The organism is Mesobacillus stamsii (assembly GCF_030814065.1).
In the GTDB taxonomy this organism is placed as follows: domain Bacteria; phylum Bacillota; class Bacilli; order Bacillales; family Cytobacillaceae; genus Mesobacillus; species Mesobacillus stamsii.
Map to the genome: position 1 here is coordinate 1 of NZ_JAUSUN010000004.1, position 22,372 is coordinate 22,372.

The 22,372-nt window shown below is 44.5% G+C and carries 23 protein-coding genes; 12 read left to right on the forward strand and 11 right to left on the reverse strand.

What is annotated here, in order from left to right:
* Nucleotides 1-235 precede the first annotated feature (235 nt).
* Nucleotides 236-808 (forward strand): YdhK family protein, encoded by a 573-nt coding sequence (locus J2S25_RS03855; RefSeq protein WP_044395949.1) that lies wholly within the window; start codon nt 236-238, stop codon nt 806-808.
* Between the two features lie 278 nt (nt 809-1,086).
* Here the strand turns inward: J2S25_RS03855 and J2S25_RS03860 are convergent, their stop codons facing one another.
* Nucleotides 1,087-1,779 carry a response regulator transcription factor gene (locus J2S25_RS03860; protein WP_044394524.1) on the reverse strand — a complete coding sequence of 231 codons (693 nt, stop codon included), beginning with the start codon at nt 1,777-1,779 and terminating at the stop codon, nt 1,087-1,089.
* Between the two features lie 2 nt (nt 1,780-1,781).
* A complete protein-coding gene (locus J2S25_RS03865) occupies nt 1,782-3,146 on the reverse strand; it encodes a sensor histidine kinase (protein ID WP_044394525.1) in 1,365 nt (454 codons plus the stop codon).
* A gap of 240 nt (nt 3,147-3,386) precedes the next feature.
* On the opposite strand from J2S25_RS03865, the gene J2S25_RS03870 reads away from it, so the two are divergent.
* From J2S25_RS03870 to J2S25_RS03885, 4 genes are all read left to right on the forward strand, one after another.
* Nucleotides 3,387-3,827, forward strand: coding sequence for a GNAT family N-acetyltransferase (locus tag J2S25_RS03870; protein ID WP_044394526.1), 441 nt, complete (start codon nt 3,387-3,389; stop codon nt 3,825-3,827).
* A 149-nt stretch (nt 3,828-3,976) separates the two neighbouring features.
* A complete protein-coding gene (locus J2S25_RS03875; RefSeq protein ID WP_198528204.1) occupies nt 3,977-4,414 on the forward strand; it encodes a hypothetical protein in 438 nt (145 codons plus the stop codon).
* Between the two features lie 209 nt (nt 4,415-4,623).
* The gene (gene hpaB, locus J2S25_RS03880; protein WP_044394527.1) at nt 4,624-6,060 is read left to right on the forward strand and encodes a 4-hydroxyphenylacetate 3-monooxygenase, oxygenase component; all 1,437 of its coding nucleotides are present in this window, start codon (nt 4,624-4,626) and stop codon (nt 6,058-6,060) included.
* 351 nt (nt 6,061-6,411) lie between these two features.
* On the forward strand, nt 6,412-6,975 hold the full coding sequence (locus J2S25_RS03885; protein ID WP_044394528.1) for an FAD-dependent oxidoreductase: 564 nt from the start codon (nt 6,412-6,414) through the stop codon (nt 6,973-6,975).
* Nucleotides 6,976-7,142: 167 nt separating this feature from the next.
* On the opposite strand, the gene J2S25_RS03890 is transcribed toward J2S25_RS03885, so the two are convergent.
* The 3 genes from J2S25_RS03890 to J2S25_RS03900 all read right to left on the reverse strand — a co-directional run bounded on the left by J2S25_RS03890 (nt 7,143) and on the right by J2S25_RS03900 (nt 8,203).
* Nucleotides 7,143-7,583, reverse strand: coding sequence for an Hsp20/alpha crystallin family protein (locus J2S25_RS03890; protein WP_044394529.1), 441 nt, complete (start codon nt 7,581-7,583; stop codon nt 7,143-7,145).
* 23 nt (nt 7,584-7,606) lie between these two features.
* A complete protein-coding gene (locus tag J2S25_RS03895; protein ID WP_044394530.1) occupies nt 7,607-7,849 on the reverse strand; it encodes a spore germination protein in 243 nt (80 codons plus the stop codon).
* 75 nt (nt 7,850-7,924) lie between these two features.
* Nucleotides 7,925-8,203, reverse strand: coding sequence for a spore germination protein (locus J2S25_RS03900; RefSeq protein ID WP_044394531.1), 279 nt, complete (start codon nt 8,201-8,203; stop codon nt 7,925-7,927).
* A gap of 138 nt (nt 8,204-8,341) precedes the next feature.
* Between J2S25_RS03900 and J2S25_RS03905 the strand changes: the two genes are divergently transcribed.
* The 6 genes from J2S25_RS03905 to J2S25_RS03930 all read left to right on the forward strand — a co-directional run bounded on the left by J2S25_RS03905 (nt 8,342) and on the right by J2S25_RS03930 (nt 14,415).
* Entirely contained in the window at nt 8,342-8,770 is a 429-nt protein-coding gene (locus J2S25_RS03905; RefSeq protein WP_044394533.1) for a cell wall hydrolase, read from the forward strand.
* Nucleotides 8,771-9,005: 235 nt separating this feature from the next.
* Complete coding sequence (locus tag J2S25_RS03910; RefSeq protein WP_044394534.1) at nt 9,006-9,461, forward strand: MarR family winged helix-turn-helix transcriptional regulator; 456 nt, start codon at nt 9,006-9,008, stop codon at nt 9,459-9,461.
* Between the two features lies 1 nt (nt 9,462).
* Nucleotides 9,463-12,582, forward strand: coding sequence for an MMPL family transporter (locus J2S25_RS03915; protein WP_307191247.1), 3,120 nt, complete (start codon nt 9,463-9,465; stop codon nt 12,580-12,582).
* 256 nt (nt 12,583-12,838) lie between these two features.
* Nucleotides 12,839-13,762: a selenium metabolism-associated LysR family transcriptional regulator gene (locus tag J2S25_RS03920; RefSeq protein WP_307191248.1), complete on the forward strand. Its 924-nt coding sequence runs from the start codon at nt 12,839-12,841 to the stop codon at nt 13,760-13,762.
* A 106-nt stretch (nt 13,763-13,868) separates the two neighbouring features.
* Complete coding sequence (locus tag J2S25_RS03925) at nt 13,869-14,141, forward strand: ubiquitin-like small modifier protein 1 (protein ID WP_307191249.1); 273 nt, start codon at nt 13,869-13,871, stop codon at nt 14,139-14,141.
* Between the two features lies 1 nt (nt 14,142).
* Complete coding sequence (locus tag J2S25_RS03930) at nt 14,143-14,415, forward strand: MoaD-like domain-containing protein (RefSeq protein WP_307191250.1); 273 nt, start codon at nt 14,143-14,145, stop codon at nt 14,413-14,415.
* Between the two features lie 93 nt (nt 14,416-14,508).
* On the opposite strand, the gene J2S25_RS03935 is transcribed toward J2S25_RS03930, so the two are convergent.
* Complete coding sequence (locus J2S25_RS03935; protein WP_307191251.1) at nt 14,509-16,350, reverse strand: aldehyde ferredoxin oxidoreductase family protein; 1,842 nt, start codon at nt 16,348-16,350, stop codon at nt 14,509-14,511.
* A 143-nt stretch (nt 16,351-16,493) separates the two neighbouring features.
* Between J2S25_RS03935 and J2S25_RS03940 the strand changes: the two genes are divergently transcribed.
* Complete coding sequence (locus tag J2S25_RS03940) at nt 16,494-17,522, forward strand: ThiF family adenylyltransferase (protein WP_439117484.1); 1,029 nt, start codon at nt 16,494-16,496, stop codon at nt 17,520-17,522.
* 180 nt (nt 17,523-17,702) lie between these two features.
* Here the strand turns inward: J2S25_RS03940 and J2S25_RS03945 are convergent, their stop codons facing one another.
* From J2S25_RS03945 to J2S25_RS03965, 5 genes are all read right to left on the reverse strand, one after another.
* Nucleotides 17,703-18,434, reverse strand: a complete 732-nt coding sequence (locus J2S25_RS03945) for an ABC transporter ATP-binding protein (protein WP_307191252.1) — start codon at nt 18,432-18,434, stop codon at nt 17,703-17,705.
* Entirely contained in the window at nt 18,431-19,129 is a 699-nt protein-coding gene (locus J2S25_RS03950) for an ABC transporter permease (RefSeq protein WP_307191253.1), read from the reverse strand. The genes J2S25_RS03945 and J2S25_RS03950 overlap by 4 nt, the downstream gene beginning before the upstream one ends.
* 34 nt (nt 19,130-19,163) lie before the next feature.
* Complete coding sequence (locus tag J2S25_RS03955; protein ID WP_307191254.1) at nt 19,164-20,033, reverse strand: ABC transporter substrate-binding protein; 870 nt, start codon at nt 20,031-20,033, stop codon at nt 19,164-19,166.
* Between the two features lie 2 nt (nt 20,034-20,035).
* Nucleotides 20,036-20,956: a helix-turn-helix transcriptional regulator gene (locus tag J2S25_RS03960; RefSeq protein ID WP_307191255.1), complete on the reverse strand. Its 921-nt coding sequence runs from the start codon at nt 20,954-20,956 to the stop codon at nt 20,036-20,038.
* Nucleotides 20,957-21,571: 615 nt separating this feature from the next.
* The gene (locus tag J2S25_RS03965) at nt 21,572-22,354 is read right to left on the reverse strand and encodes an undecaprenyl-diphosphate phosphatase (protein ID WP_307191256.1); all 783 of its coding nucleotides are present in this window, start codon (nt 22,352-22,354) and stop codon (nt 21,572-21,574) included.
* Nucleotides 22,355-22,372 lie beyond the last annotated feature (18 nt).

Consider the following 22,372-nt stretch of genomic DNA (forward strand, 5'->3'; position numbering starts at 1 on the left):
AAACAAAAACTCTTGGAACAAGAGGGTTAGCTCGGTCAGTTTTCGTTGGCTAGCAAAAGCAACGATAAGTCGAGAAGCCCCCACTTCAAGCGACCCGAAGGGTGGTAAGTGGTGGGAGTAGTTCACACAGTTCAACAAAAATTATAAAAAGAATAATAAACGTAAAGGGAAATGCACATTTTCTGCAATCTATTCGGGTATTTTGATTATTATAAAGAATTCTGGAGGAATCGTCATGAAAACAAAAAAACTAGCTCTATTTGTTCTGGGATTCATCACAGCACTTGTTTTAGCTGCTTGTTCAGATACCGGTAACGAAAAGGGAAAGGAAAATACCAGCTACGAGAACAACGAAGGGGACCATGCGGGAATGAACCATTCAGGTTCTGGCGAAGTTCCGGAAGGATTGAAAGAAGCAGAAAATCCCGCCTTTGAAGTGGGGAGGGAGATAGTGGTAAACTCCGATCACATGCAGGGGATGAATGGCGCAGCCGGAACTATTGTTGGAGCATACGACACGACAGTTTATGCTGTTTCCTATACCCCGACAACAGGCGGCGAGAAAATATCGAACCACAAATGGGTGATCCACGAAGAGCTGGAAAATGCAGCAGATCAACCTTATAAACCTGGTGATGAAGTTGTTCTGATGGCTGATCATATGAAAGGCATGAACGGAGCAACGGCGACAATCGACACTGCAGAGCAAACTACCGTCTATATGATTGATTTCACTCCAACGAGCGGAGGAGCAGTGGTGAAAAATCATAAATGGGTAACAGAAGAGGAACTTACGTCTGCAAATTAAGGACATTGCAAAGAAAAGCGCAAGCGCCTTGGTCAGCCCCGACAAGCGCTGCCCGCCGATAACGCCACGTCCTGTGGCTGGCGGGTCTAGCACATCCTGTGCCTCGGAGGCCTGACCAGTGAAGTCGTTCTTTGACTTCATTGGGCAGACCGAAGCGACTCGAGGGGCTAGGCGCTGGAGCTGGACAATTCTCGAAGTTAAATTTATACTTTCTTATTCTGCAAAAAAAGGCATCTACATGATGCCTTTTTGCATGTTTCTATTTCTCCTCAATTGACTTATGACGATGAACGTTCTGAACTCCATTTGTATCCGACACCCCAGACCGTTAGCAAATTTTGGTCGACGGGAAATCCGGACTGCCGTAATTTGTCTCTTAAATTTCTAATATGCGAATCGATTGTACGGTTTTCTGTTTCAGTTTTAAAACTCCATAGGGAGGTAAGGAGATAGTCTCTCGAGAACACCCGATTAGGGGTTTTTATAAAGGTGGTCAAGAGGGAGAATTCTTTTGGCGTCAATAGGATTGGCTTGTCTTTATAAAATACTTCCATAGCGGCTTCATTTATTGATAATCCATAAAAAGTAAGGGTATCATTTGCTGATGTAGATCCTGATCGTCTCGTCACCGCATCAATCCTTGCGAGCAGGACATCCTCGTTAAAAGGCTTGGTAACATAGTCGTCCGCACCCTTCTTTAAACCCTTTACGATGTCTTCGTCAGCGCTTCGAGCAGTCAACATGATGATTGGTACTGTTGAGAATTTCCTGATTTTCTCACAAGTTTCCCAGCCATCCATATCAGGCATCATGACATCGAGGAGAACCAGATCCACTTGTTCCTCCTCAAGAAACATTAGGGCATCATTCCCTGAAGTTTTTTTGACACAAACATAGCCATGTGGTGTGATATATAGTTCTAACAGATCAAGCATTCTCTGCTCATCATCGACTATCAGCACTTTATTCATTTTCAGCTCTCCTTAAGTACAATCGTAAATACTGTCCCTGCTCCGGGTTTGCTTTTAACAGAAAGGGATCCCCCATGGATTTCGACAAGCTGTTTTGCGATTGCAAGCCCTAAACCAAATCCGCCGGTGATCCTTGCGCGGGATTTTTCCACACGGTATAATCGCTCAAACACATAAGGAATGTCTTCTTCGGGAATCCCAATTCCCTGGTCCTGTATAGAAATGACAACATTTCTGTCCCTTTTAATTGCCCGAATCGTAGTGGTAGTGCCTTCATTTGAATATTTTAAAGCATTGTCTAAAATATTCGAAAGTACCTGTCCAAATCGGGAGGGATCAATATCGACGAAAATATCTTGATCACTATCGAGTTGTAACTCTATGTTTTTAGTTAAAAATGCGGGTAAAACTCTTTCGTAAATAGAATGAAGAAAAGGAAAGAGCTGGACACGTTCTTTGGTGATGAGAAATTCATTTTGATCGATTCTAGCAAGGGAAAAAAGCTCTTCCAAAAGTCGGTTGACCCGTTCTGATTCTTCACCAATGATTTGCAAGTAGTGCGTTCGCTCCTGTGGCCTTATATTGGTTCGCCGGGCAATATCGGCATACCCTTTTATATAAGTTAATGGAGTCCGGAGTTCATGGGATATGCTCGCTAAAAAATCATTTCGTTCCTGCTTCATATAATTCAAGTCGTTTGCCAGCGTTTGAATGGATTGGGCAAGCTCACCCAATTCGTCATGCGACTGAACAGGCACAGAAACAGAAAAATCTCCTTTGCTCAATTTTCGCGTGGCCTCCTTCATTATTATTAGCGGCCTTGTAAGCACCTTTGTTAAGAGAAATATAGTAATAAACATAAAGGATAGGATCCATATCGATGCCAGCATAAAATGCCTGTTTAGCTGTGATACGAATGCTTTCACATTTTCTGTGTCCCGAAACATATAAACAGATCCTTTATCTGTTCCTGTTTCATAAGGAGTAACGGTAGCTATGTACGCTTCCTCCTTCCACTCCGATTGCAGAATAACACCTTGCCGTGGCAACTGAGAAGAGGACTGATCAAGAATCTTTTTCATTCCTTCATTAATCTCCTTGGATGTTAATAAAACTTCTCCAGCGGAATTTGCTACTACTACAAATGTGTCAGTGTGCGCTTCCATTAACCGAATATGCTGAAGGGTTGAATCATTAAAAGCCATCTCGAGGACATCTCGATGACTGTTTCCGCGGGCTTTTAACGAGTTCAATTCCTGGTCAATTCGGGAACGAACGACATTGTTATGTAAAAAAATCATCGAAACAGTCTCAATCAGTAAAATGCAGATGAAAATCCACAGACCTAGCTTTACCGATAATTTCAATTTATTCACCTTCTTGAATGGGATAAATATAACCGAAATTTGTGGAGAAAATATGAAGTTCGGTTAAAAACTTAATTTGCATCCTGTTTTCATTTATACAGACAATATAGGTGAACTTCCAAAGTTTTTCAGTTGTTTCCTCTTTCCGAACATTTCGTTAGCCTGTTTATCGCTGACAGGCACTCACAGCACTAATTTTCGATATATTAGTACAAAATATATTTGAATCGAGGTTTGTTAATGGCAATCAGAAGAGCAACTCAGGAAGAGGCGAACCATCTTATTCAGCTGTCCGGGAAAGTGATGAAGGAAAGCTCGATGGGATATGCTGAAAATAGTGTGCAGAATGCCTATAACCTTTTTATGCCCGTCATTCAAAACGGGGGCTATTTTCTCATCGATATAGAACAAGGCAGACTAAGGGGATGGATTCTCTTGGTTACAAACTTCAATACTGTGAAGGGTCAGGTCATGGGGAATTTGGTTAGTGTATTTGTATTCCCAAAGTACAGAAAGTCGGGGATCGCCCGAAAACTTGCGATTGCCGCGATTAATGAGTTTAGGGCACTGGGAATCACGACGATCCAGCTTAATGTGTTTAATGGAAATCCTTCAAGAATACTTTGTGAAAACTTAGGGTTTGAACCTGTCTCGACGATGATGGAATTGAATATTCCATAATCCAATCGGCATCTGTTCATGGGATTGATTTCACCTCTTGTTCCATCATTGCAGTTTTATTAGCAAGGGATTTGGGATATTTCATGCTGATGGCCCAGACAAAGTAGGCAAAACATGCATACACATGGAATAAGAGGAGGTTCTTAAATATGCATCCATATGTAAATCGTTTTCAACGAAATGATTATAGATTTGGAGCTGGCTTTGGCTGGTTGCCGTTTTTAGGAGGTTTAGCAGGTGGATTCCTAGGTGGAGCTTTGACACCCCCCCGTCCATTGTCGCCACCGCCTTTCGGATATCCGGGAGCAGGCTTTCCTGGAGGAGCCTATTTTCCTCCTGGTGGATATCCTGGACCAAACTTCGGTGGGTACCCGGGAGGCAATATAGGCGGATATCCAGGTGGTTATGGCGGATATCCAGGAGTGGGGGCGGCAGGCTATCCAGGTTCGCCTGGTACCGGCTACCCAATGACACCAGGGGGTGGTGGATACCAGGCAAATGGCTATCCATTCTACGGAAAATCAGATTTAGATTTGTTCGGCTCTGTCTACCCGAATAATGCTAATAAAGCTCTTTCTAAATTTTAGAAAAAAGGCCTCAATGGAGGTCTTTTTTCATGGCTGTTTTCGCATTATTTGTTTCTTTTCGGTGTATACCTGCACTTTTCCGTGATATTTCAGGACAGGCTATCCCTCTCACTTCCGCTCTTCTTTTAATAAACCATGCAATACTGCCGGAAAATGTGAATAGATATAGGCATGATGGTTAAAAGCAAGAACAAGTCAGGAGTGGGAATATGCCTGCAATCAATGGAACTCAGTTGAAAGAAAGAATCGGTAATTTGAAAAGCAATATTTGGTTTGATGGACAGAAAATCACCGGAGACATACTAGCGCATCATGCCTTTAAGGGAGTGATCAATAGCAAGGCCCGTTTGTATGATTTCCAAGTGGAAGTGGGGAATTTGCCGCTGATGACCTATAAATCGCCGACAACCGGAAACCGAGTTGGCCGATCTTTTCATCCTCCGGTCAAAAAAGAAGATTTGGAACTCAGGAGGCTTGCTGCCGGTGAGTGGGCAAAGCTGACGGGCGGAATGATGGGAAGGACCCCTGATTACATGAATACTGCCTTAATGGCTCTTGGTGCTTCAGCACATGTTTTTGAAGGGGAAAATAAATTAGGCAGGAATGTGACGAATCTTTATGAAAAGGCGAGAGAGAATGACCTTACCTTCTCCCATACGTACGTCACGCCGCAGGTGAATCGAACTCTCGCGTATTTTGAAGATAAGGAGAAACCTATTTCTGCCCGGGTGGTTAGGGAGACAGCGGATGGGATTTTTATTAAGGGTGCCAGGTTATTGGCTACACAAGGCGGTATCACAGATGAGCTGATGGTTTTGCCGGCAGGCGGAAAATTCATCGAGGAGGATTATGTATATGCCTTTTCAATTCCGAGTAGTACGGAAAACTTAAAGTTTGTCTGCCGGGAATCCTTTGTCTATAACGAATCCCATTTTGACCATCCGCTCGGGTCGCGATTTGAAGAAATGGATACAATCGTGATTTTCAATAACACCTTTGTACCATGGGAAAGGGTATTTTTATATAAAGATCTTAAAGCTGCCATGAATCTTTTCAACGAAACAAATTTCAATACATTCCTGGTTCATCAGACATTATCAAGGCAGATTACCAAATCCAGGTTGTTTCTGGGAACTGCCCAATTAATCACGGAAACGATCGGTATTGGCGAATATCAGCATGTAAAAGAAAAAATCAGTGAAATGATATGTGGTGTGGAAATGATGAAGGGACTGCTTTTATCTTCGGAAATGCAGGCGAGGGAAAATGGTTCGGGATTGGTGGTACCGGATGCGAACCCTCTTACTGTTGCGAGTCTCATATTTCCAAAGCTTTATCCAAGATTCGTAGAAATCCTCCAGCTGCTGGGAGCCAGCGGAACCATCACGATTCCGACGAGCAATGATTTTGACTCGGATATAAGAAGTGATCTCGACCTGTATTTACAGGGAGCAGATACCGAGGCGAAGGAAAGAGTTCGCTTGTTCAGATTGGTGTGGGATATGTGCTCAAGTGCTTTCGCAGGAAGGGAAACCATCTACGAGCGTTTCTTTTTCGGCGACCCAGTCCGGATTTCAGTGGGCCTGTACAATCAGTATGACAAGAAACCAGCGGTGGATTTGGTGAAGAATTTATTGAAAAGTTGAATGATAGAGAAGGCGAAACCCGGAGATCAGTCTCCGGGCTTTTTAGTGTCTTTCGTTGCAAAGAACATTTCTTTCCTCTTAAATAATCCTGCTGTTAGATCTATAACTATACGAATGCAAGAGGACTATAATTTATGATAATGATAGGGCAGGATGTAACATTTTGTAAAAAAAAGCGGAGGAAATATCTATGCATGTTGTCAATGGAAAAGGTAACATGATCAGCTTATTGCAGGGGTTTTTATCGTAATTAGTTTAGCTCTTGGTGTTTTTGATGTTTCCTTAAACTTTCATTAATAGAAAGAAATTTGGTATGATTATCTTTGAATAAAGAAAAGGAGGAATTTCCCTATGTATGATGTAGCAATTATCGGAGCAGGGCCTGCGGGAGGAAGCGCAGCGATTTTCGCAGCAAAGGCTGGCAAGCAAACAATCGTGCTGGACAACAATAAAAGCGTAACGAAGCGTGCTTGGATGGAGAACCACTATGGCGCTCCTGAAATCGCAGGCCCAGACTTAGTCGAAACTGGAATCAAGCAGGCGAAAAAATTTGGTGCCGAATTCGTAGAAACGACAGTGACTTCTGTCAGCAAAACAGACAGCGGAGTAAAAGTTATAACGGAAAACGGCGAGTATGAAGCAAAGCATGTTATCATCGCTTCGGGCATGATGACGGATGTGGCAGGAGCGTCAGGTCTTGCAACCAAAGATGGCACAGAGCCAAGAATCAAGACGATTTTTGACGTTGATGCAGCTGGAAAAACGAATGTGGAAGGCGTTTGGGCGGCAGGCACTTGCGCAGGGGTTAGCATGCATACAATCATCACAGCTGGAGACGGAGCGAAGGTTGCTATCAACGTCATCAGTGAACTGAACGGCGAGCGATATGTAGACCACGATGTGCTAAAAGCATAAATAGGAAAAGCCTTGCAGGAATCTGCAAGGCTTGAATTTTGGAAGAAAGTTAGCAAAATTCCCTCCTCGTTTAGTTGGTATGCACCTATGAAAGGTAGTAAGATTTTATCCGCAAAAAACAATCAATAAACGCACCAAGGCAGGGTGGATATTTTTGGCGAGTTATCTTAGATGATCCTGGTATCTTCCTGTCTGTCTGCGGTTCTATCATCCTGTCGAGGGTACGTCACCTGGAGAATCCCATCTTGGAAGGTGGAGTGAATGAATTTTGTCTCGGTAGGTTGTGGCAGTGGGATCAGCCGCTCAAACTCACCATAAAATCTTTCCCTTTTCAGCTCCATATCAGCAGGGAACAAGGACCTTGAAATCCCCTTCACGACGAGAGTATCTCCGTGTCTTAGAGCCACGGAGAGATCGCTCCTGTCGATGCCGGGAAGCTCAATGATCAGGCAGAGGATAGAATCGCTTTTATAAATATCATATAATGGAAAATCATTAGCATGGACGATTCTCTCCGGGATTCCTTGATGAAATAACCCACGCCAAAAATCATCTTTTTGGTATTTATTTGTCAATTCTAGCCACATTTTTACTTTCTCCATATCCATGGCAGCACCCCCTAATCAAGATTCTAAATTTGATTTCCAATTGGCGCAGAAGGGTTGGCATTCTGATCCTGATCACTGACATCGGGATCAAAAACTCCGGTATTTTGCAAAGAAGAGGATGGAGAGAAATCACCTAGAGAAAAATTGACACCGAAATTCTTGCTGTTTGCCGTGTGGCTGTTTTGGATTGTTGAACCAACATCCAAGTTTCCGTTTTGAGTGATTCCATTGATTTTGATATTTAAAATATTAATTTGGTAAGGCATCGAAAACCTCCTTATCAAGACTTCATGCTGCAAAAATAGATTGCATTTCTTCTTTTTTCAGACATCCCATGGCATTCAAAGGAGATTAGCAGGAGGTTCATTCACTGGGGCTAGCGGGATACCCTGATAGGTGGAATCAGCTGTTGCAATCGCAGCTTGATCATTTACATCCGGATCAATATAGACATTATCCATCAACGCTTCTGTTGATGATGCATCCCCGAAGGAACAATTCACTCCTTGAGACTTATCATTGGCTGTATGGCTGTTATGGGTAGCTGAACCTATCGTGATCGAGCCATTTCCCGAAACGCTGTTAACCTTAAAATAAAAGAGGTTTATCGTGACTGGCATAGCACTACATCCTTATTCCGTCTTTGAGGTACTATATGCAGTCATTGGCCCAAAGGTTCATTAACATTCCTTCGATATTATGTGATAACCCAAGCCTTTTGAAAATATGATGTATTATAAAAAGCTGGAGGTTTTCACATGGCAGTGGTGAAGTATACAGAGGCTGATATCGAGTTGTTGGCGAGACTTCTCAGAGCCGAAGCTGAAGGGGAAGGCCAGCAAGGGATGTTAATGGTTGGAAATGTCGGGATTAACCGAGTCCGGGGAGATTGTTCGGACTTTAAAGGAATAAGGACGATTCCGCAGATGATCTATCAGGAACATGCCTTTGAAGCTGTTAAGAAAGGGTATTTTTACCAAAGAGCCAGAGAAATAGAAAAGCGGCTTGCGAGGCGGGCTGTGAAGGGCGAGCGTCTATGGCCATCGAAATTTGCACTTTGGTATTTCCGGCCTCCGGGCGACTGTCCTCCTACCTGGTACAATCAGCCGCTCGCCGGCCAATTTAAGCTGCACTGCTTCTATGAGCCGACTGGAGCAGAGTGCGAAAACATTTATAATACATTTTGAAAACTGCTAAGTTTATTTGGCAGTTTTCTTACTGTTTAAGAAATTATAAAAATTATTTAATTATGGATAACTATTTGCGGTTTTGTTAATCCAGCTTCAGCGCCTAGCCCCTCGAGTCGCTTGCGCTTTTTGTTCTCTTGACAGTAAAGTGGATTAGGATTAAAGTTAACAAGGTTAATAGTTAAACAGTTTAACAGTTAAAGGATAGAACGAAAGGGGAGGTGACTGCAGCTAAATGTCTGATCAGTCGATCAAAGAGTTAGTGGACCACTATATCCATGTTTCTTTTTCGGTGAACAAGCTTGCCGAAGGGATGGTCAAGGGGCAAATTGGTTTAGATCTTACGAATGACCAGCACTATACATTGCGCTATATCAACAAAGTAGGCTCCTGCACATCTTCAGAGCTGGCGGCTGTATTCGACGTGAAAAAAAGCGCAATTACCGCCATTATCACGCGTCTGTGGGAAAAAGGGCTAATCCTCAGAACAAGGGATGAAAACGACCGCCGTGTCGTCTATCTGACTTTGACTGAGAAGGGAAATGAACTATTTCAAAAAACAGAGGAACGAATCCAGGCGTTGGTGGAATCGATTATTACCAAGTTTGATCAAGATGAACTCGTCCAGTTCCTTAAGACATACGACAAGCTAAAAGAAATTTTACTAGAGAGAAAGAGCAGGGTGGAATAACGTGAACTTCATTATCAAGCAGAAATGGATCGTCATTATTGTGTGGATTCTGGTGGCTGCAGGAATGTTTATGGCTGCACCAAATATGGCAGGTCTTGTCCGGGAAAAAGGGCAGATCACTGTACCAGACGAATACTCCTCGACGCTCGCTGGCAATATTATGGAGGAGGTCAGGAAGCAGGAAGGGGGAGGAGATGAGACACAGGTCGCACTCGTTTTCCACAGCGAGAAAAAGCTAACGCAGGCAGAAATCAGTGAAGCGGAAAAAGCCATCCGTAAGCTTGAAAAAAACCGTGACCAAATCGGTATCACCAATATTCTAACACACTTCAATGAGGAAAGCCTGAAGGAACAGCTTGTCTCTAAGGATGGAAAGTCCATTCTGTCCTCGGTAACGGTCAGCTGGAACGACCGCGAACCGGCAGAAGTGAAAAAGCTGCTCTATGCCGTGATTGAGGATGTGGATGTCGACCACTACTATACGAGCCAGTGGCTGATCAATGAGGATTTGATAACCAGTTCTGAAGAAGGGTTGAAAAAGACGGAAGGAATCACGGTTGTTTTTATTCTTGTCGTGCTTCTCCTCGTTTTCAGATCGGTCATCGCGCCTGTTATTCCATTGGTGACAGTCGGTATGGCTTACTTTGTTTCACAGTCAATCGTATCGATGCTAGTGGACCAGTTCAATTTTCCGCTGTCCAACTATACGCAGATTTTCCTTGTTGCCGTTTTGTTCGGGATTGGAACGGACTACTGTATTTTGCTGCTCAGCCGCTTTAAGGAAGAGCTTACGCATCATGAAACAGTGCCGGCAGCGATTATCGCAACCTATAAAAATGCAGGGCGTACTGTATTTTTTAGCGGAATGGCAGTTATGATCGGCTTTGCTGCCATTGGGTTCTCCCAATTTATTTTATATCAATCCGCCGCTGCAGTAGCGATCGGGGTTGCGTTGCTTTTGGCTGGTTTATTCACTATTGTGCCGTTTTTCATGGCGTTATTAGGTCCAAAGCTTTTCTGGCCATCCAAACAAAGCGCAGAGCATGGGGAAAGCAAGCTATGGGGCACTGTCGGACGATTTTCGCTCGCACGTCCATTTCTGAGCTTGCTGATTGTCGCAGCGGTGTGCGTCCCGTTTCTTGTAGCTTATGATGGGAAGCTTAGCTACAATTCATTGGATGAAATTAGCGGAAATGTAAACTCCATCAAGGCGTTCAATGCGATTGCCACAAGCTTTGGTCCAGGCGAATCAATGCCGACTCAGATTATCCTGAAAAATGATGAAAGAATGGACTCGGCAGAATACATTAAACTAGCCGAAAACATCAGTGCGGAACTGAAAAAAGTCGATATGGTGGACACAGTCCGTTCGGTCACTCGGCCAACAGGACAGCCAATCGAAGACTTCTTCGTCTCCAAACAGGCGGAAACACTTGGATCAGGCCTGGGTGAGGGAAAGGATGGCCTGGATAAAATCAACAAAGGTCTCAATGAGGCAGAAACGGAATTATCCAAATCAGCTCCGGAGTTGAAGGGGGCTGCGGATGGCATCAATGAACTGATCAATGGAACAACTGCAATTGAAACAGGCCTCGGTGATATCCAGACTAATCTTGTGAAAATTGAGGACGGCATCAGAAAGGGTTCCGCTGGGTCTGGGGAGATAAAAGCTGGACTGGAAAGAGCAAAAGCTGGCGCAGAGGAATTGCTGGCTGGGTATCAGCAGCTACAATCTAAGTATGTGGAGATGGAAAAAGGGTTAACCGAGCTTGAAGCCGGATACAAGAATGCCGGAGAAGGCATCTCTCATTTATCCAGCGGAATCTCGCAGACAAATGGCCAGCTTTTTGGCTATTTAGAAAATAGAGATGAAACGTTAAAAGCGGATCAAACATACCAGGAAATGAAGGGTCAGCTCACTTACATGCAGGGAGAGCTTGCAAAAGCCTCAGCAGGTATAAATCAATTGAACGAGGTAATACCACAGCTTATTGGTGGAATGACACAGGCTAACGAAGCTTTTGCCGGAGCATTGGCACAACAAGCAACTTTCGGCCCTGGACTCCAACAGCTCATCGACGGCATCGAACAGCAACAGGCAGGGCTAAATCAGCTTGCTGACGGACAAGGTCAAATTGTTCAACATTTTCCGGATCTGACAACCGGTTTGTCCAGCGTTAATGCAGGCCAACAGCAGCTGTTAGCTGGGTTTGGAGGGCTTGGTACCCAAATGGATCAGCTCACGGACGGACTGAGTCAGAGTACGGATGGGCTGGATCAAGTTTCAAAAGGCCTTGGCTCCGCTCAGGAGTACTTAACCGGCTTGGCTAGTGCTGATTCCAATGGTTTTTACCTGCCTGAAGATGCGCTTAAAAGTGATGAGTTCGCCCAAGTGCTTGATGTCTATTTTTCAAAAGATCGAAAAGTCATGACGATGGATGTCATTTTTGAGGCGAATCCATACTCAAACAAAGCGATGGCGCAAATTCCAGCACTTAAGGATGCTGTTGAACGCGCAACAAAAGGGACAAAGCTTGAAAATGCTGATGTAGCCATTGGTGGGATCACCAGCACGAATGCGGACCTCGATAAAATGTCTGGCCAGGATTATACCAGAACAGTGATCTTAATGCTGCTCGGTATTGGCATCATTCTTGTGTTCCTGTTCCGCTCTATCATCATGCCAATTTACATGATTGGTTCCTTGATTTTAACGTATTATACTTCCATGGCGATCAATGAAGTCATCTATGTCGATATCCTCGGATATTCAGGGATCAGCTGGGCAGTGCCGTTTTTCGCCTTTGTCATCCTGGTTGCCCTTGGTGTGGACTACAGTATTTTCCTGATGGACCGTTTCAATGAGTATAAAAACCTGTCGATTTCAGAAGCAATGCTGCTTTCGATGAAAAAGATGGGTACGGTGATCATTTCAGCAGCCATCATCCTCGGCGGAACTTTCGCCGCAATGATGCCTTCCGGAATGATGTCCTTGCTGCAAATCGCTTCGATCCTTCTTGCAGGATTATTCTTGTATGCATTCATCATGCTGCCACTGTTCATTCCAGTTTTAGTGAAGAACTTTGGGGAAGCAAACTGGTGGCCGTTTAAAAGATCATAAAAAAAGAGACAGCCGGTTGGGTGGCCACTGAAAAAGTCCTTAAAGGTTGGCCTTGTTAAAATGGACCGGTTGATCTCCACTCCAGGTTGCTTCGCTTTCCGCGGGTCGTGCGGTGAGCCTCCTCAGCGCTAAAGCGCCTGGATCCCGCAGGAGTCTACGCACCTTCCGTTCCAATCAACCTAGTACTACTAGACCTATGTGGTAGACAAACTATATTAAAATAGAAGCATATACGTCTTAAATTGGAGAAAATGCTATGAATTTGAAAAAGCTCGATGCCTTTGTGATGGTTGTGGAAAGAAACAGTTTTTCAGAGGCGGCAGCGGCAATGAAAAGTTCCCAGCCATCGGTTAGCCTGAAAATTAAGAGTCTTGAGGAAGAACTTGGGTTTGAATTGCTCGATAGAAGAGCGGCTGGCATCAGGCCAACATCTGCAGGCATGCTTGTATACAGTGCCGCAAAGGATATAAAGGTTAGATGGAAAACACTGGAGGATAATCTCGATGAATTTCAAGGAAAACTGACTGGCACCTTGTCCATTGGTGCTAGCACGATTCCCGGAACCTACCTGCTTCCAGGCTGGATCAAGACATTCCGCAGTCTGTATCCAAAGGTGGATGTAAGGATAGAAATTGGTGACTCCAAAAGCGTGCTGGACCAGCTGCAGAATCATCAAATAGATGCTGCTGTTATCGGGATAAAAGTTGACTCCCGCCTGTTAACAAGCAAGCCAATTGCCTCAGACTCGCTAGTGTTGGTCACCCCTATTGGGCATCCATTGCTTCATGCAGAGTGTCCGGATTTTACCGAGATTCAGCAATATGATTTCGTCCTCCGAGAAGAAGGGTCAGGAACCAGGAAAATGATGGAGCATTTTTTGATGGAAAAAGGAATGTCAGTCGATGATCTGAATATTTCTATTTCCATCGGCAGCACAGAATCCGTTCTCGCTGCAGTGGAGGCAGGGCTAGGGATCAGCTTTGTATCAAGACTGGCAGCAATACCCGCGGCAAAAGCCGGACGCATTTCGATTATCAATAACTTGGAACCATACGATAGGGAATTCTATCTTGTGACCCACTCAGATTCCCAAAATCGACCGTTAATCAAGCAGTTCACCGAAACGGTTATGGATTCCCAGGGAATAGAAAAAGCGCAAACTTTCGAACAAAATGACTGACGGATATGCGTGCGGGAACGGAGAATATGCCTTATGTTTTCATAAAATGAAAGACATCTTTGCGTTTTCCCATTATTATTAAGGTAGGAGAAGGGGGCGATTGGGAATGCAGGTAAAAGTATTTGCTAATCTGAGGGATATATGTGGAGGCGTGACAATTGAGGTGCTTCCTAATGGTGACCGGGTGATGGACGTTTTGGACAAAATGTGTGAAATGTTCCCTGAAATACAGGAGGAAATTTTCACAGAGGAGAAGAAGCTAAAGCCCTTTGTCCATGTTTATATCAATGGACGCAATATTGTCCACGATCAGGAGCTGGAAACGATAGTAAAAGACAGCGACCAATTTGCACTGTTTCCTCCGGTTGCTGGTGGCTGATATGGTTGATAGAATTCTAGAATTCAGGGGAATCAATCGGGATCACCTCGGCATGTACTTTGAAGAGCTTGGCGGCAGACTCGTTACAGACTCCTTCCCGTACGTGTATGAGGCGGAGACATGGAAAGCAGAAATTCTGTCCGAAAACGAAATTGCTTTTACGAAAACGTTTATTATCCATGCTGTATCTATCCGTTTTGCAGCGGAAAATCAGGAACAGCTGGAAAAATTGATCAAAAATTACCGTTACAAAACAACTCGGGTAGGCGGGTAGCCTTATTATGCTGACTGGAAAAAATAAGTTCCAGATAATCATTCATTTAACGAAACAAAAAACCAGGCGAAATCACCTGGTTTTTTTTCATAATTAAACTTCTTCTGTAGCTGGAGATGTTTCTTCCCCGATGATGCCGAGTTCGCGAAGCTTTTCTGCTGGCACGACGCCATCTTTCCAACCCCGGATAGTATAGTAGTCTTCCAGCATGATATCCATACGAGAGACCAGTCCTTCACTGTTGCCGGAAGCTCCTTCTTCCGTGAAGCGTCTTGGCAGGAAGTCATCCTCCCGCTTATTGAAACCGGCAAGATTGTTATAGTATCGCTCTAGATTGTAGATTCTTTCCCCTGCAAGCATGACATCTTCTGCTGTCATTGGGATGCCGGTCATTGTGCTGTATTGCTCAGCATAATGTTCGGCATTTTCAGAGAAAGAAGAGAACTTGCAGATATCCATAGAATCCGAGAAAGAAAGCAGGTTCTGGAATACATTCAGTAGCTCAGCCTTTCCTTCTGCTACTGTACGGTCTGTTGGCTCTGGAATACCGGCGATTTCGGATGCGACCGTGTAGCCGCGAAGGTGACAGGCACCGCGGTTGCTTGTCGCATATCCAAGGCCGATTCCCTGGATTCCGCGCGGATCATAAGCAGGGATAGACTGACCTTTGACTGACATGGACAGTTCAGGCACGCCCCATGCAGCTGTCGCGCGTGCAGGCCCTTCAGCAAGGATGCTGCCAAAGCCTTCACGAAATGCAATTTTTCGAGCGATTTCGATCATGCTGTCCGCATCGCCCCAATCAAGCTTCTCGGCAACGATGCCTTTTTCAAAGGCTTCCATTGTGACAGAGATGGCGTGGCCTAGCTCGATTGTATCCATTCCATATTCGTTACAGATGTCGATCAAATACGCAATTGCTTCAGAGTTGCTCAAGCCGCTGTTCGCACCGAGTGCCCAGGCAGATTCAAACTCAAAGCTCTCAACGCGAGTCTTGTATTTGCCTTCCTTGACTTCAACCTCAATCTTACAGCCGACTGGGCACGCATGGCAGGTATTGTTTGCAACGAGAATGTGCTCGTTTACCCACTCACCCGAATGCTTTTCCGCTTCATCCCAGTATGTCAATTGAGAGTTGCGTGTTGGAAGCGCTCCCACTTCATTGATCAAGTTGGTAAGGACGTTTGTTCCATATACGGACAAGCCACCTTTGTTAGGAGCAGTCAGGCCGCCTTCTAGAATTGCTTTAACGGCTTTTTTGTTTGCCTTGTTGTAATCATCTTTTTGGGCAGGTTCCGGCATATTGCCCTTTTGTGCTGCTTTAATGACGATTGCCTTCAGCTTTTTGTAGCCTGCAACCGCACCGGTACCACCGCGTCCAGCAGCACGGTCATTTTCATTCATGATACTTGCAAACCGCACTCCGTTCTCGCCTGCCTGGCCAATTGTCATAACGCTTAGATTTTCTTCTCCATGAGCATCCTTCATAGCCTGTACAGTCGCGCGCGTGCTCAATCCCCACAATTGAGAAGCGTCGCGAATTTCTGCCTGGCCATTTTCGATATAAAGATACACAGGCTTGTCGCTTTTTCCTTTGAAAATCACGTTGTCGACTCCAGCCCATTTCAAACGAGCAGCTGTCCAACCGCCCATATGTGAGTCCGTAACTGTGCCGGTCAATGGCGATTTTGTTACGACTGCTAGCCGTCCGCTCATCGAAGAACGAGAACCCGTTACAGGGCCAGTCATGATACATAATATGTTTTCTTCTGATAGAGGCTCAACTTCTGGGCCGTTGTCGAGTACATACTTGACTCCAAGGCCGCGACCACCGATATACTTTCTGACATCATCTTCCTGGATGCCTCGGTAATCGACCGTGCCATTCGTCAGGTCCACTACGACTTCTTTGTTTTTAAATCCCCCAAGATTCATCTTACTTAATCCACCTCTTTCATTTTTTAGTGAAAAACTTATAAGAGGAGAGATTCCCTCTTACTATTCAGTATAGTTAAAAATTTCCCTAAAAAAAAGCATTATTTAAAGATATAATCTAAATATATGATGGAGGGATGACAATGAAGGAAATGGAGCGTTATTCAAGGCAAGTTTTATTCCAGCCAATTGGAAAGGAAGGGCAAACAAAGCTGTTGAACAGTTCGGCGGTCATTGTCGGCATGGGAGCGCTTGGAACAGTGATCGCGAATCATTTAGTCCGGGCGGGTGTGGGGCGAGTCCGCTTCATTGATCGGGACCTGGTCGAGCTGTCTAATCTCCAGCGCCAGACCCTTTATGATGAAGATGACGCGCGCGAAAACCTGCCAAAGGCGATTGCTGCTGAAAAAAAACTAAAGAAAATCAACTCCGAGCTAAAATTAGAGCCAATAATCGCGGATCTAACACTTGATAATGCCGAGGACCTGCTTGCCGGTTTCGATGTGATCGTAGATGGCACTGATAATTTCATGGCTCGATATCTTATCAATGATGTTGCTGTAAAACATGGGATCCCGTGGGTGTACGGTGGGGCGGTCAGTTCTAGAGGTATGTTCGCAGTCATTAAACCGGGAGAGACTCCTTGTTATCGCTGTCTTTTCCCGTCAGTTCCCACAGGTCTTGGCGAAACATGCGACAGCATCGGGGTGCTTTCCTCGATTACAGACATCATTGGATCATTCGAAGCGGTAGAAGCATTGAAACTGCTTGTGGGGGCCGATTCGAATCCTAATCTTGAACAGCTAGATATCTGGTACAACTCAAATTTTCAAATGGATGTCAGCCAGGGACGAAATCCTGAATGCCCGGTATGTGTCCACCATCAATACGACTTTCTCGATCGATCGTCTGACCAGCAGATCCAATATGCATCGCTTTGTGGGCGCGACACCATTCAGATCAACCCGCGACAGAAGGGGATTATCGATCTTGAAAAGCTGGCAAGTCGGTTGAAAACAAATGGCAAAGTAAAAGGCAACCCATTTTTGTTACGTTTTATGCCCGAAGATGAGATCACTATGGTCATCTTTCAAGATGGAAGGGTGCTCGTTCACGGCACGAATGATTTGGTAAAAGCGAAAAGTTATTTTGCCAGATACATGGGATCCTAATGTTTGACATAGACAGATTTGATAGTGCCCGATTTATGTGTGGAAGGAATGTGTCCATGAAAGAGCGGATGCGAAGATTATGGCCGCAAAAAAGGGAGCAATGTGCCCATAAAAGAGCGGACCCCGAAGATCATGGGCACAAAAAAAGCATGGCGTTTGCAGCCATGCCATTATAAGCAACTATTGGAGAAGACTTTTCCAATCATTTATAAAAGTGGAAGCAGATGCGTTGGGGGATGACAACACTTCCGATGTGGATCCAGTTTGTTTTAGCTCGCCATCTATTAAGATTGCAAGCGTTTCGGCAAGGTATTTCAATTCCATCAGATCGTGGCTGACAAAAACAGTTGTCGTTTTCGTTTGCCCGATGATCGATTTAATATCCTTCAATAACTGCACCTTCGTGGGGAAGTCCAGTGCAGAGAAGGGTTCATCAAGGAAAAGCACCTCAGGTTCGAGCACCATTGCCCGGGCAAGATTCACACGCTGGGCCTCTCCGCCGGACAAATGTGCTGCATGTTTTTTGGCAAGATGGCCAATCTGGAATTTTTCTAACCAGAAAAAAACCTTTTGCGTTACTTCTTGCCGAGGATAATTCCTAAGCTTCAAGCCAATTGCAACATTTTGAAAGACGGTTGTATCGAGAAGCAACGGCTGCTGCATTGCGACAGCGAATTTTCTGCGCATCTTCAACGTCAGTTCATCAGAGATATTCTGATTTTTGTAGAAAATGGTACCTTGTGCTGGTTTTTCCAGCAAGGACAAAGCCTTGATAAAAGTACTTTTTCCGGCACCATTTGGACCCATGATTCCGACTATTTCTCCTTCTTGTATTTCAAAGTAGGGAATGGATAGCAGGTTTCGCTTTGCGGCTCTTACTTCTAAATTTTTTACCGTAATCAGTGGGGTCATAGGCTCCGCTTCCTTTGTTGTAAATAAGTCAGGCTAAAAGTAATAATGAACGCCAATGTCATCAGGATGAAGGAAAGTGCTAGAGCAATGTCGAAATTGCCTTTGGAAACTTCCATGACAATCGAAGTCGTAAGAATCCGTGTCTCACCACTGAGATTGCCGCCAACCATCATCGCTGCGCCGACCTCGGCAATGACTCGCCCAAAGCCTGCAATGATGGCTGCGAGAATTGCAAGCTTGACTTCTTTCATCAAAATCCAATATAGCTGGAATTTGGTTGCTCCAAGTGCTTTGACCTGAAGAATCAGTTTAGGATTGATCTGCTGGAATGCTGTGCTTGTCAATGCTGTAACAATTGGCAAGGAAACCAAGATCTGTGCCATGATAATTGCTGTTGGCGAGTATAGCAAGGCGAGGTCACCAAGCGGGCCTGAGCGCCACAGGAAAAGAGTGATCCATAGACCAGCAACGACAGGAGGAAGGCCCATGCCGATATTGATGATGGCAAGGAGCAATTTCCTTCCAGTGAATCGAGCAAGTCCAAGGAACATTCCAGCTGGAATACCTATCAAGGTACTGATCAGCACCGCTGTAATCGAAACCCTCAGCGTAAGCAAGGTAATTTCGAGAATTTCCTGGTTTCCTGTCAAGATCATCTCAACCGCTTTTTTCAACCCTTCTAATAAAAGTTCCATGCGCAATCAGACTTTCTGTTGGATTTGAATTTTTTTATTCAAAAAGGAAAAATAGCGGTTCTCCGTACTCATCTGTGCCAAATTCCTTGATGATTTTTTTCGTCTCTTCGGAAGTCATATAGTCGACAAATGCTTTTGAACCTGCTGCATTCACTTTGTCATGCTTTTCATTGTTCACTTGCATGACATGATAAATATTCAGCAGGCTTTCGTCTCCTTCTACTAATATTTCTGTGTCAGGCATATTCTTTTTCTGGGCTAGGAAGGTAGCTCTGTCTGTCAAAGTATAAGCTTGCTTCTCGGAAGCGATCTGGAGAGTTGCACCCATCCCTTGTCCCGCTTCGATATAGGCATCACCAAGGCTTTTTGGATCAAGTGAAGACTTCTGCCAAAGCTCAAGCTCCTTTTTATGAGTGCCGGAATCATCTCCGCGAGACACAAATGAAGCTTTTGACTCAGTGATTTTTTTCAAGGTTTCTGGAACGGTTAGACCTTTAACTTTCGCTGGGTCTTCAGCAGGTCCAACAAGGATAAAGTCGTTGTACATGACTTTCTGGCGGTTGATGGCATCGCCGCTTTTGACGATCTCTTCTTCCGCTGCAGGTGCGTGCACTAGAAGGACATCCGCTTCACCGCGTGTTCCCATTTCCAGTGCTTGTCCGGTTCCGACGGCAATGATTTTCAGATTATAATTGTTTTTTTCTTCAAAATCAGGCTTTAGCACATCCAGCAGCCCACTATCCTGAGTACTGGTTGTTGTCGCAAGAATCAAATCGGTTTTTTCGGTACTTTCCGCTGTCGTATCAGGCTGTTTTCCCGCGTCCTTTGTCGATGTATCAGAACAGCCTGTAACAAAAGCAAATACGAGAACGAGTAAAAATGGGAGAAAATGTTTCAATTTCATGATTAAACCTCCGTAGTATGATTTGCGTAAATGATTTTTCCGAATTCTTCAGCATCATAGCCATCAAAATCTTCGATGCTGTCTTTGAAATTGGTAAGCTGAATCAGGTCAATCAAGTGCTGGAGCGCTGCTTTGTTTCCAGGAGTCCAGCGGAAAACTAAGTCAAACTGTTCTTTTGTGAGCGGGATGAAGTCGAGATTTAACTGGCTTGCTGCACATTTGATTCCAAAGGCAGAATCTGCTGTGCCTCTGCTGATATGGGCAGCCGCAGCTAGATGGGTCCATTCCTCGTTCTCATACCCTTTAACCGATGCAGGATCCAGTTTTTCACTGGCCAGAAATGAATCAAGCAGAAAGCGGGTTCCAGAGCCTTTTTGCCGATTGATCAGCGATACATCCGGCCTGGCTAAATCTTTGACTCCGGAGATCTTCTTTGGATTCCCTTTTGCGACAATCAATCCCTGTTCCCTTGAAGCCAGTCTCATCACCGTTATCGGTTCATGGACAAATAATTGGTGGATAAAAGGGAGATTGTACTGCTGTGAAGATGGATCAAGCAGGTGGACTGCGGCAATATCTGCGCTGCCGCGGTAGAGCATCATCAACCCTTCGAGACTGCCAATGTAGGAGGGAGTTACCGAAAGTCCTGTTCCATCCGTCGCTACGTACTTTACCAGCTGTTCGACCAGGAAATCATGACTGCCAGCCAGCTGTAATGAATGCTGGGCACTCCCCGTTGATTCCGGAGCTCTAGCAGGGATGCTTGACATGCTAGCTTTGTATCTCGTAAACTCGCTTTCTTCAATGCGCATTTTATTGCCCACTTTGAAAGCTGCAAGATCTCCTCGTTTAATCATTTCATAGACAGTATGCTTAGAAATTTTTAACATGGCAGCGATTTCATCTGGAGTATAAATTTGCAAAAGGCATCCCTCTTTCCTACTTAACTCTTAATATAATAAAAAATGAAGTAGAAAGGTAGAGGTTTTGTTAAGTTTTGTTTAGTTTTGTTCCATTTTATTAAAAAACTATCAATTTTCGTTCACAATTTTGTTCGAAAAATACTCCGGGCAGTATTATGTATTTCTATTTCAATACATGGTAAACTAAACTATAGAAATTTGATGCAGAAAGGAAAACGAAATAATGCAGATTTCAGATAAAGCGCGCGACATTTTAAAAGAAATCCTCGCAGAGCGCAAGGCAGAGGGTATCCGTGTCTACTTTGGCGGCTTTGGCTGAGGAGGCCCACAGATTGGTCTAGCTCTGGAAGAGCCGGAAGAAGAGGATCACGTAACAGTAATCAATGAAATCCAAGTCGCGATTGAATCCAATATTGTCGACTATACAGAAGGCATGGCGCTTGAATATGACGAATACCGTGAAGGTCTTGTGCTCATTGGCGGCGATGGGGGCTGCTGATAAAGCTGCACACACGGAATCATATAAAGGTATATCTCTGAGACATGCACTGCAAAAAATGCACATCTGAATGGTGTGCATTTTTTTCGTTTTGACCTCCGCATGAAAAAAGCCGTTTAGAACTGCCCGTTAAACTGAAGATACAGGACAATTAGTCCGATTCCCCAAACATAAACTGCAAAAGGCTTTAATGAGCGCTTTTTTAAATAGCCAATCATCCATTTTATCGCGATATAACCGAAAATGGCTGCGGAAAGGATGCCAACCAACAACGCCTGAAGCGAGATTGTCTCGCTCCCGGCGCTGAAGAGGTCCTTTCCCTGAAGTACGATTGCCCCTAGAATGGCGGGAGTCGAAAGCAGAAACGAAAAATATGCAGCTGTCTCCCGGTCTAATTTCCGCATCAGCGCTGCAACAATCGTCAAACCGGAACGGGAAAGAGCCGGAAAAATTGCTGCAGCCTGGAAGCTGCCAATCACGAGGGCATCTGTATAGCTGATGTCCTCCATCTTTTTACGCCCAATTGCCATCGAATCGGTAAACCACATGAACGTTCCAGTGATCAGAAACTCCCAGCCTATCGTCACGCCCGTTTTGGATAATTCGTCAAAAAAGTCCTCAAAAAGCAATCCAACTGCAACCGCGGGAAGCGTACCGACAAAAAGCAGGAAAGTTAGCTTCCCGAATGGGTTTTTCAGCATTTTGATAAATTCATGCCTATAAAATACAAAAACCGCCAGCAATGTACCAATATGTAGCATCGTATCGAGCAACAGTCCAGCTTCCTCAAGCCCGAAAAGGTTCCTGCCTAGATAAAGATGACCTGTCGAGCTGATTGGTAAAAACTCAGTCAGCCCCTGAATGAGCCCAAGAATGAAAGCTTCTATTTTAGATAACATGAACGATCCTCACCTTTT

Bases quoted from the DNA above. Each gene is read 5' to 3' on its own strand.
- J2S25_RS03895 (WP_044394530.1), bottom strand. From the start codon at position 7,849: ATGCCTTACCAAATTAATATTTTAAATATCAAAATCAATGGAATCACT.
- J2S25_RS03860 (WP_044394524.1), bottom strand. From the start codon at position 1,779: ATGAATAAAGTGCTGATAGTCGATGATGAGCAGAGAATGCTTGATCTG.
- J2S25_RS03905 (WP_044394533.1), top strand. From the start codon at position 8,342: ATGGCAGTGGTGAAGTATACAGAGGCTGATATCGAGTTGTTGGCGAGA.
- J2S25_RS03930 (WP_307191250.1), top strand. From the start codon at position 14,143: ATGGTTGATAGAATTCTAGAATTCAGGGGAATCAATCGGGATCACCTC.
- J2S25_RS03885 (WP_044394528.1), top strand. From the start codon at position 6,412: ATGTATGATGTAGCAATTATCGGAGCAGGGCCTGCGGGAGGAAGCGCA.
- J2S25_RS03965 (WP_307191256.1), bottom strand. From the start codon at position 22,354: ATGTTATCTAAAATAGAAGCTTTCATTCTTGGGCTCATTCAGGGGCTG.
- J2S25_RS03940 (WP_439117484.1), top strand. From the start codon at position 16,494: ATGAAGGAAATGGAGCGTTATTCAAGGCAAGTTTTATTCCAGCCAATT.
- J2S25_RS03935 (WP_307191251.1), bottom strand. From the start codon at position 16,350: ATGAATCTTGGGGGATTTAAAAACAAAGAAGTCGTAGTGGACCTGACG.
- J2S25_RS03855 (WP_044395949.1), top strand. From the start codon at position 236: ATGAAAACAAAAAAACTAGCTCTATTTGTTCTGGGATTCATCACAGCA.
- J2S25_RS03945 (WP_307191252.1), bottom strand. From the start codon at position 18,434: ATGACCCCACTGATTACGGTAAAAAATTTAGAAGTAAGAGCCGCAAAG.
- J2S25_RS03955 (WP_307191254.1), bottom strand. From the start codon at position 20,033: ATGAAATTGAAACATTTTCTCCCATTTTTACTCGTTCTCGTATTTGCT.
- hpaB (WP_044394527.1), top strand. From the start codon at position 4,624: ATGCCTGCAATCAATGGAACTCAGTTGAAAGAAAGAATCGGTAATTTG.
- J2S25_RS03890 (WP_044394529.1), bottom strand. From the start codon at position 7,583: ATGGATATGGAGAAAGTAAAAATGTGGCTAGAATTGACAAATAAATAC.
- J2S25_RS03870 (WP_044394526.1), top strand. From the start codon at position 3,387: ATGGCAATCAGAAGAGCAACTCAGGAAGAGGCGAACCATCTTATTCAG.
- J2S25_RS03900 (WP_044394531.1), bottom strand. From the start codon at position 8,203: ATGCCAGTCACGATAAACCTCTTTTATTTTAAGGTTAACAGCGTTTCG.
- J2S25_RS03950 (WP_307191253.1), bottom strand. From the start codon at position 19,129: ATGGAACTTTTATTAGAAGGGTTGAAAAAAGCGGTTGAGATGATCTTG.
- J2S25_RS03910 (WP_044394534.1), top strand. From the start codon at position 9,006: ATGTCTGATCAGTCGATCAAAGAGTTAGTGGACCACTATATCCATGTT.
- J2S25_RS03875 (WP_198528204.1), top strand. From the start codon at position 3,977: ATGCATCCATATGTAAATCGTTTTCAACGAAATGATTATAGATTTGGA.
- J2S25_RS03925 (WP_307191249.1), top strand. From the start codon at position 13,869: ATGCAGGTAAAAGTATTTGCTAATCTGAGGGATATATGTGGAGGCGTG.
- J2S25_RS03920 (WP_307191248.1), top strand. From the start codon at position 12,839: ATGAATTTGAAAAAGCTCGATGCCTTTGTGATGGTTGTGGAAAGAAAC.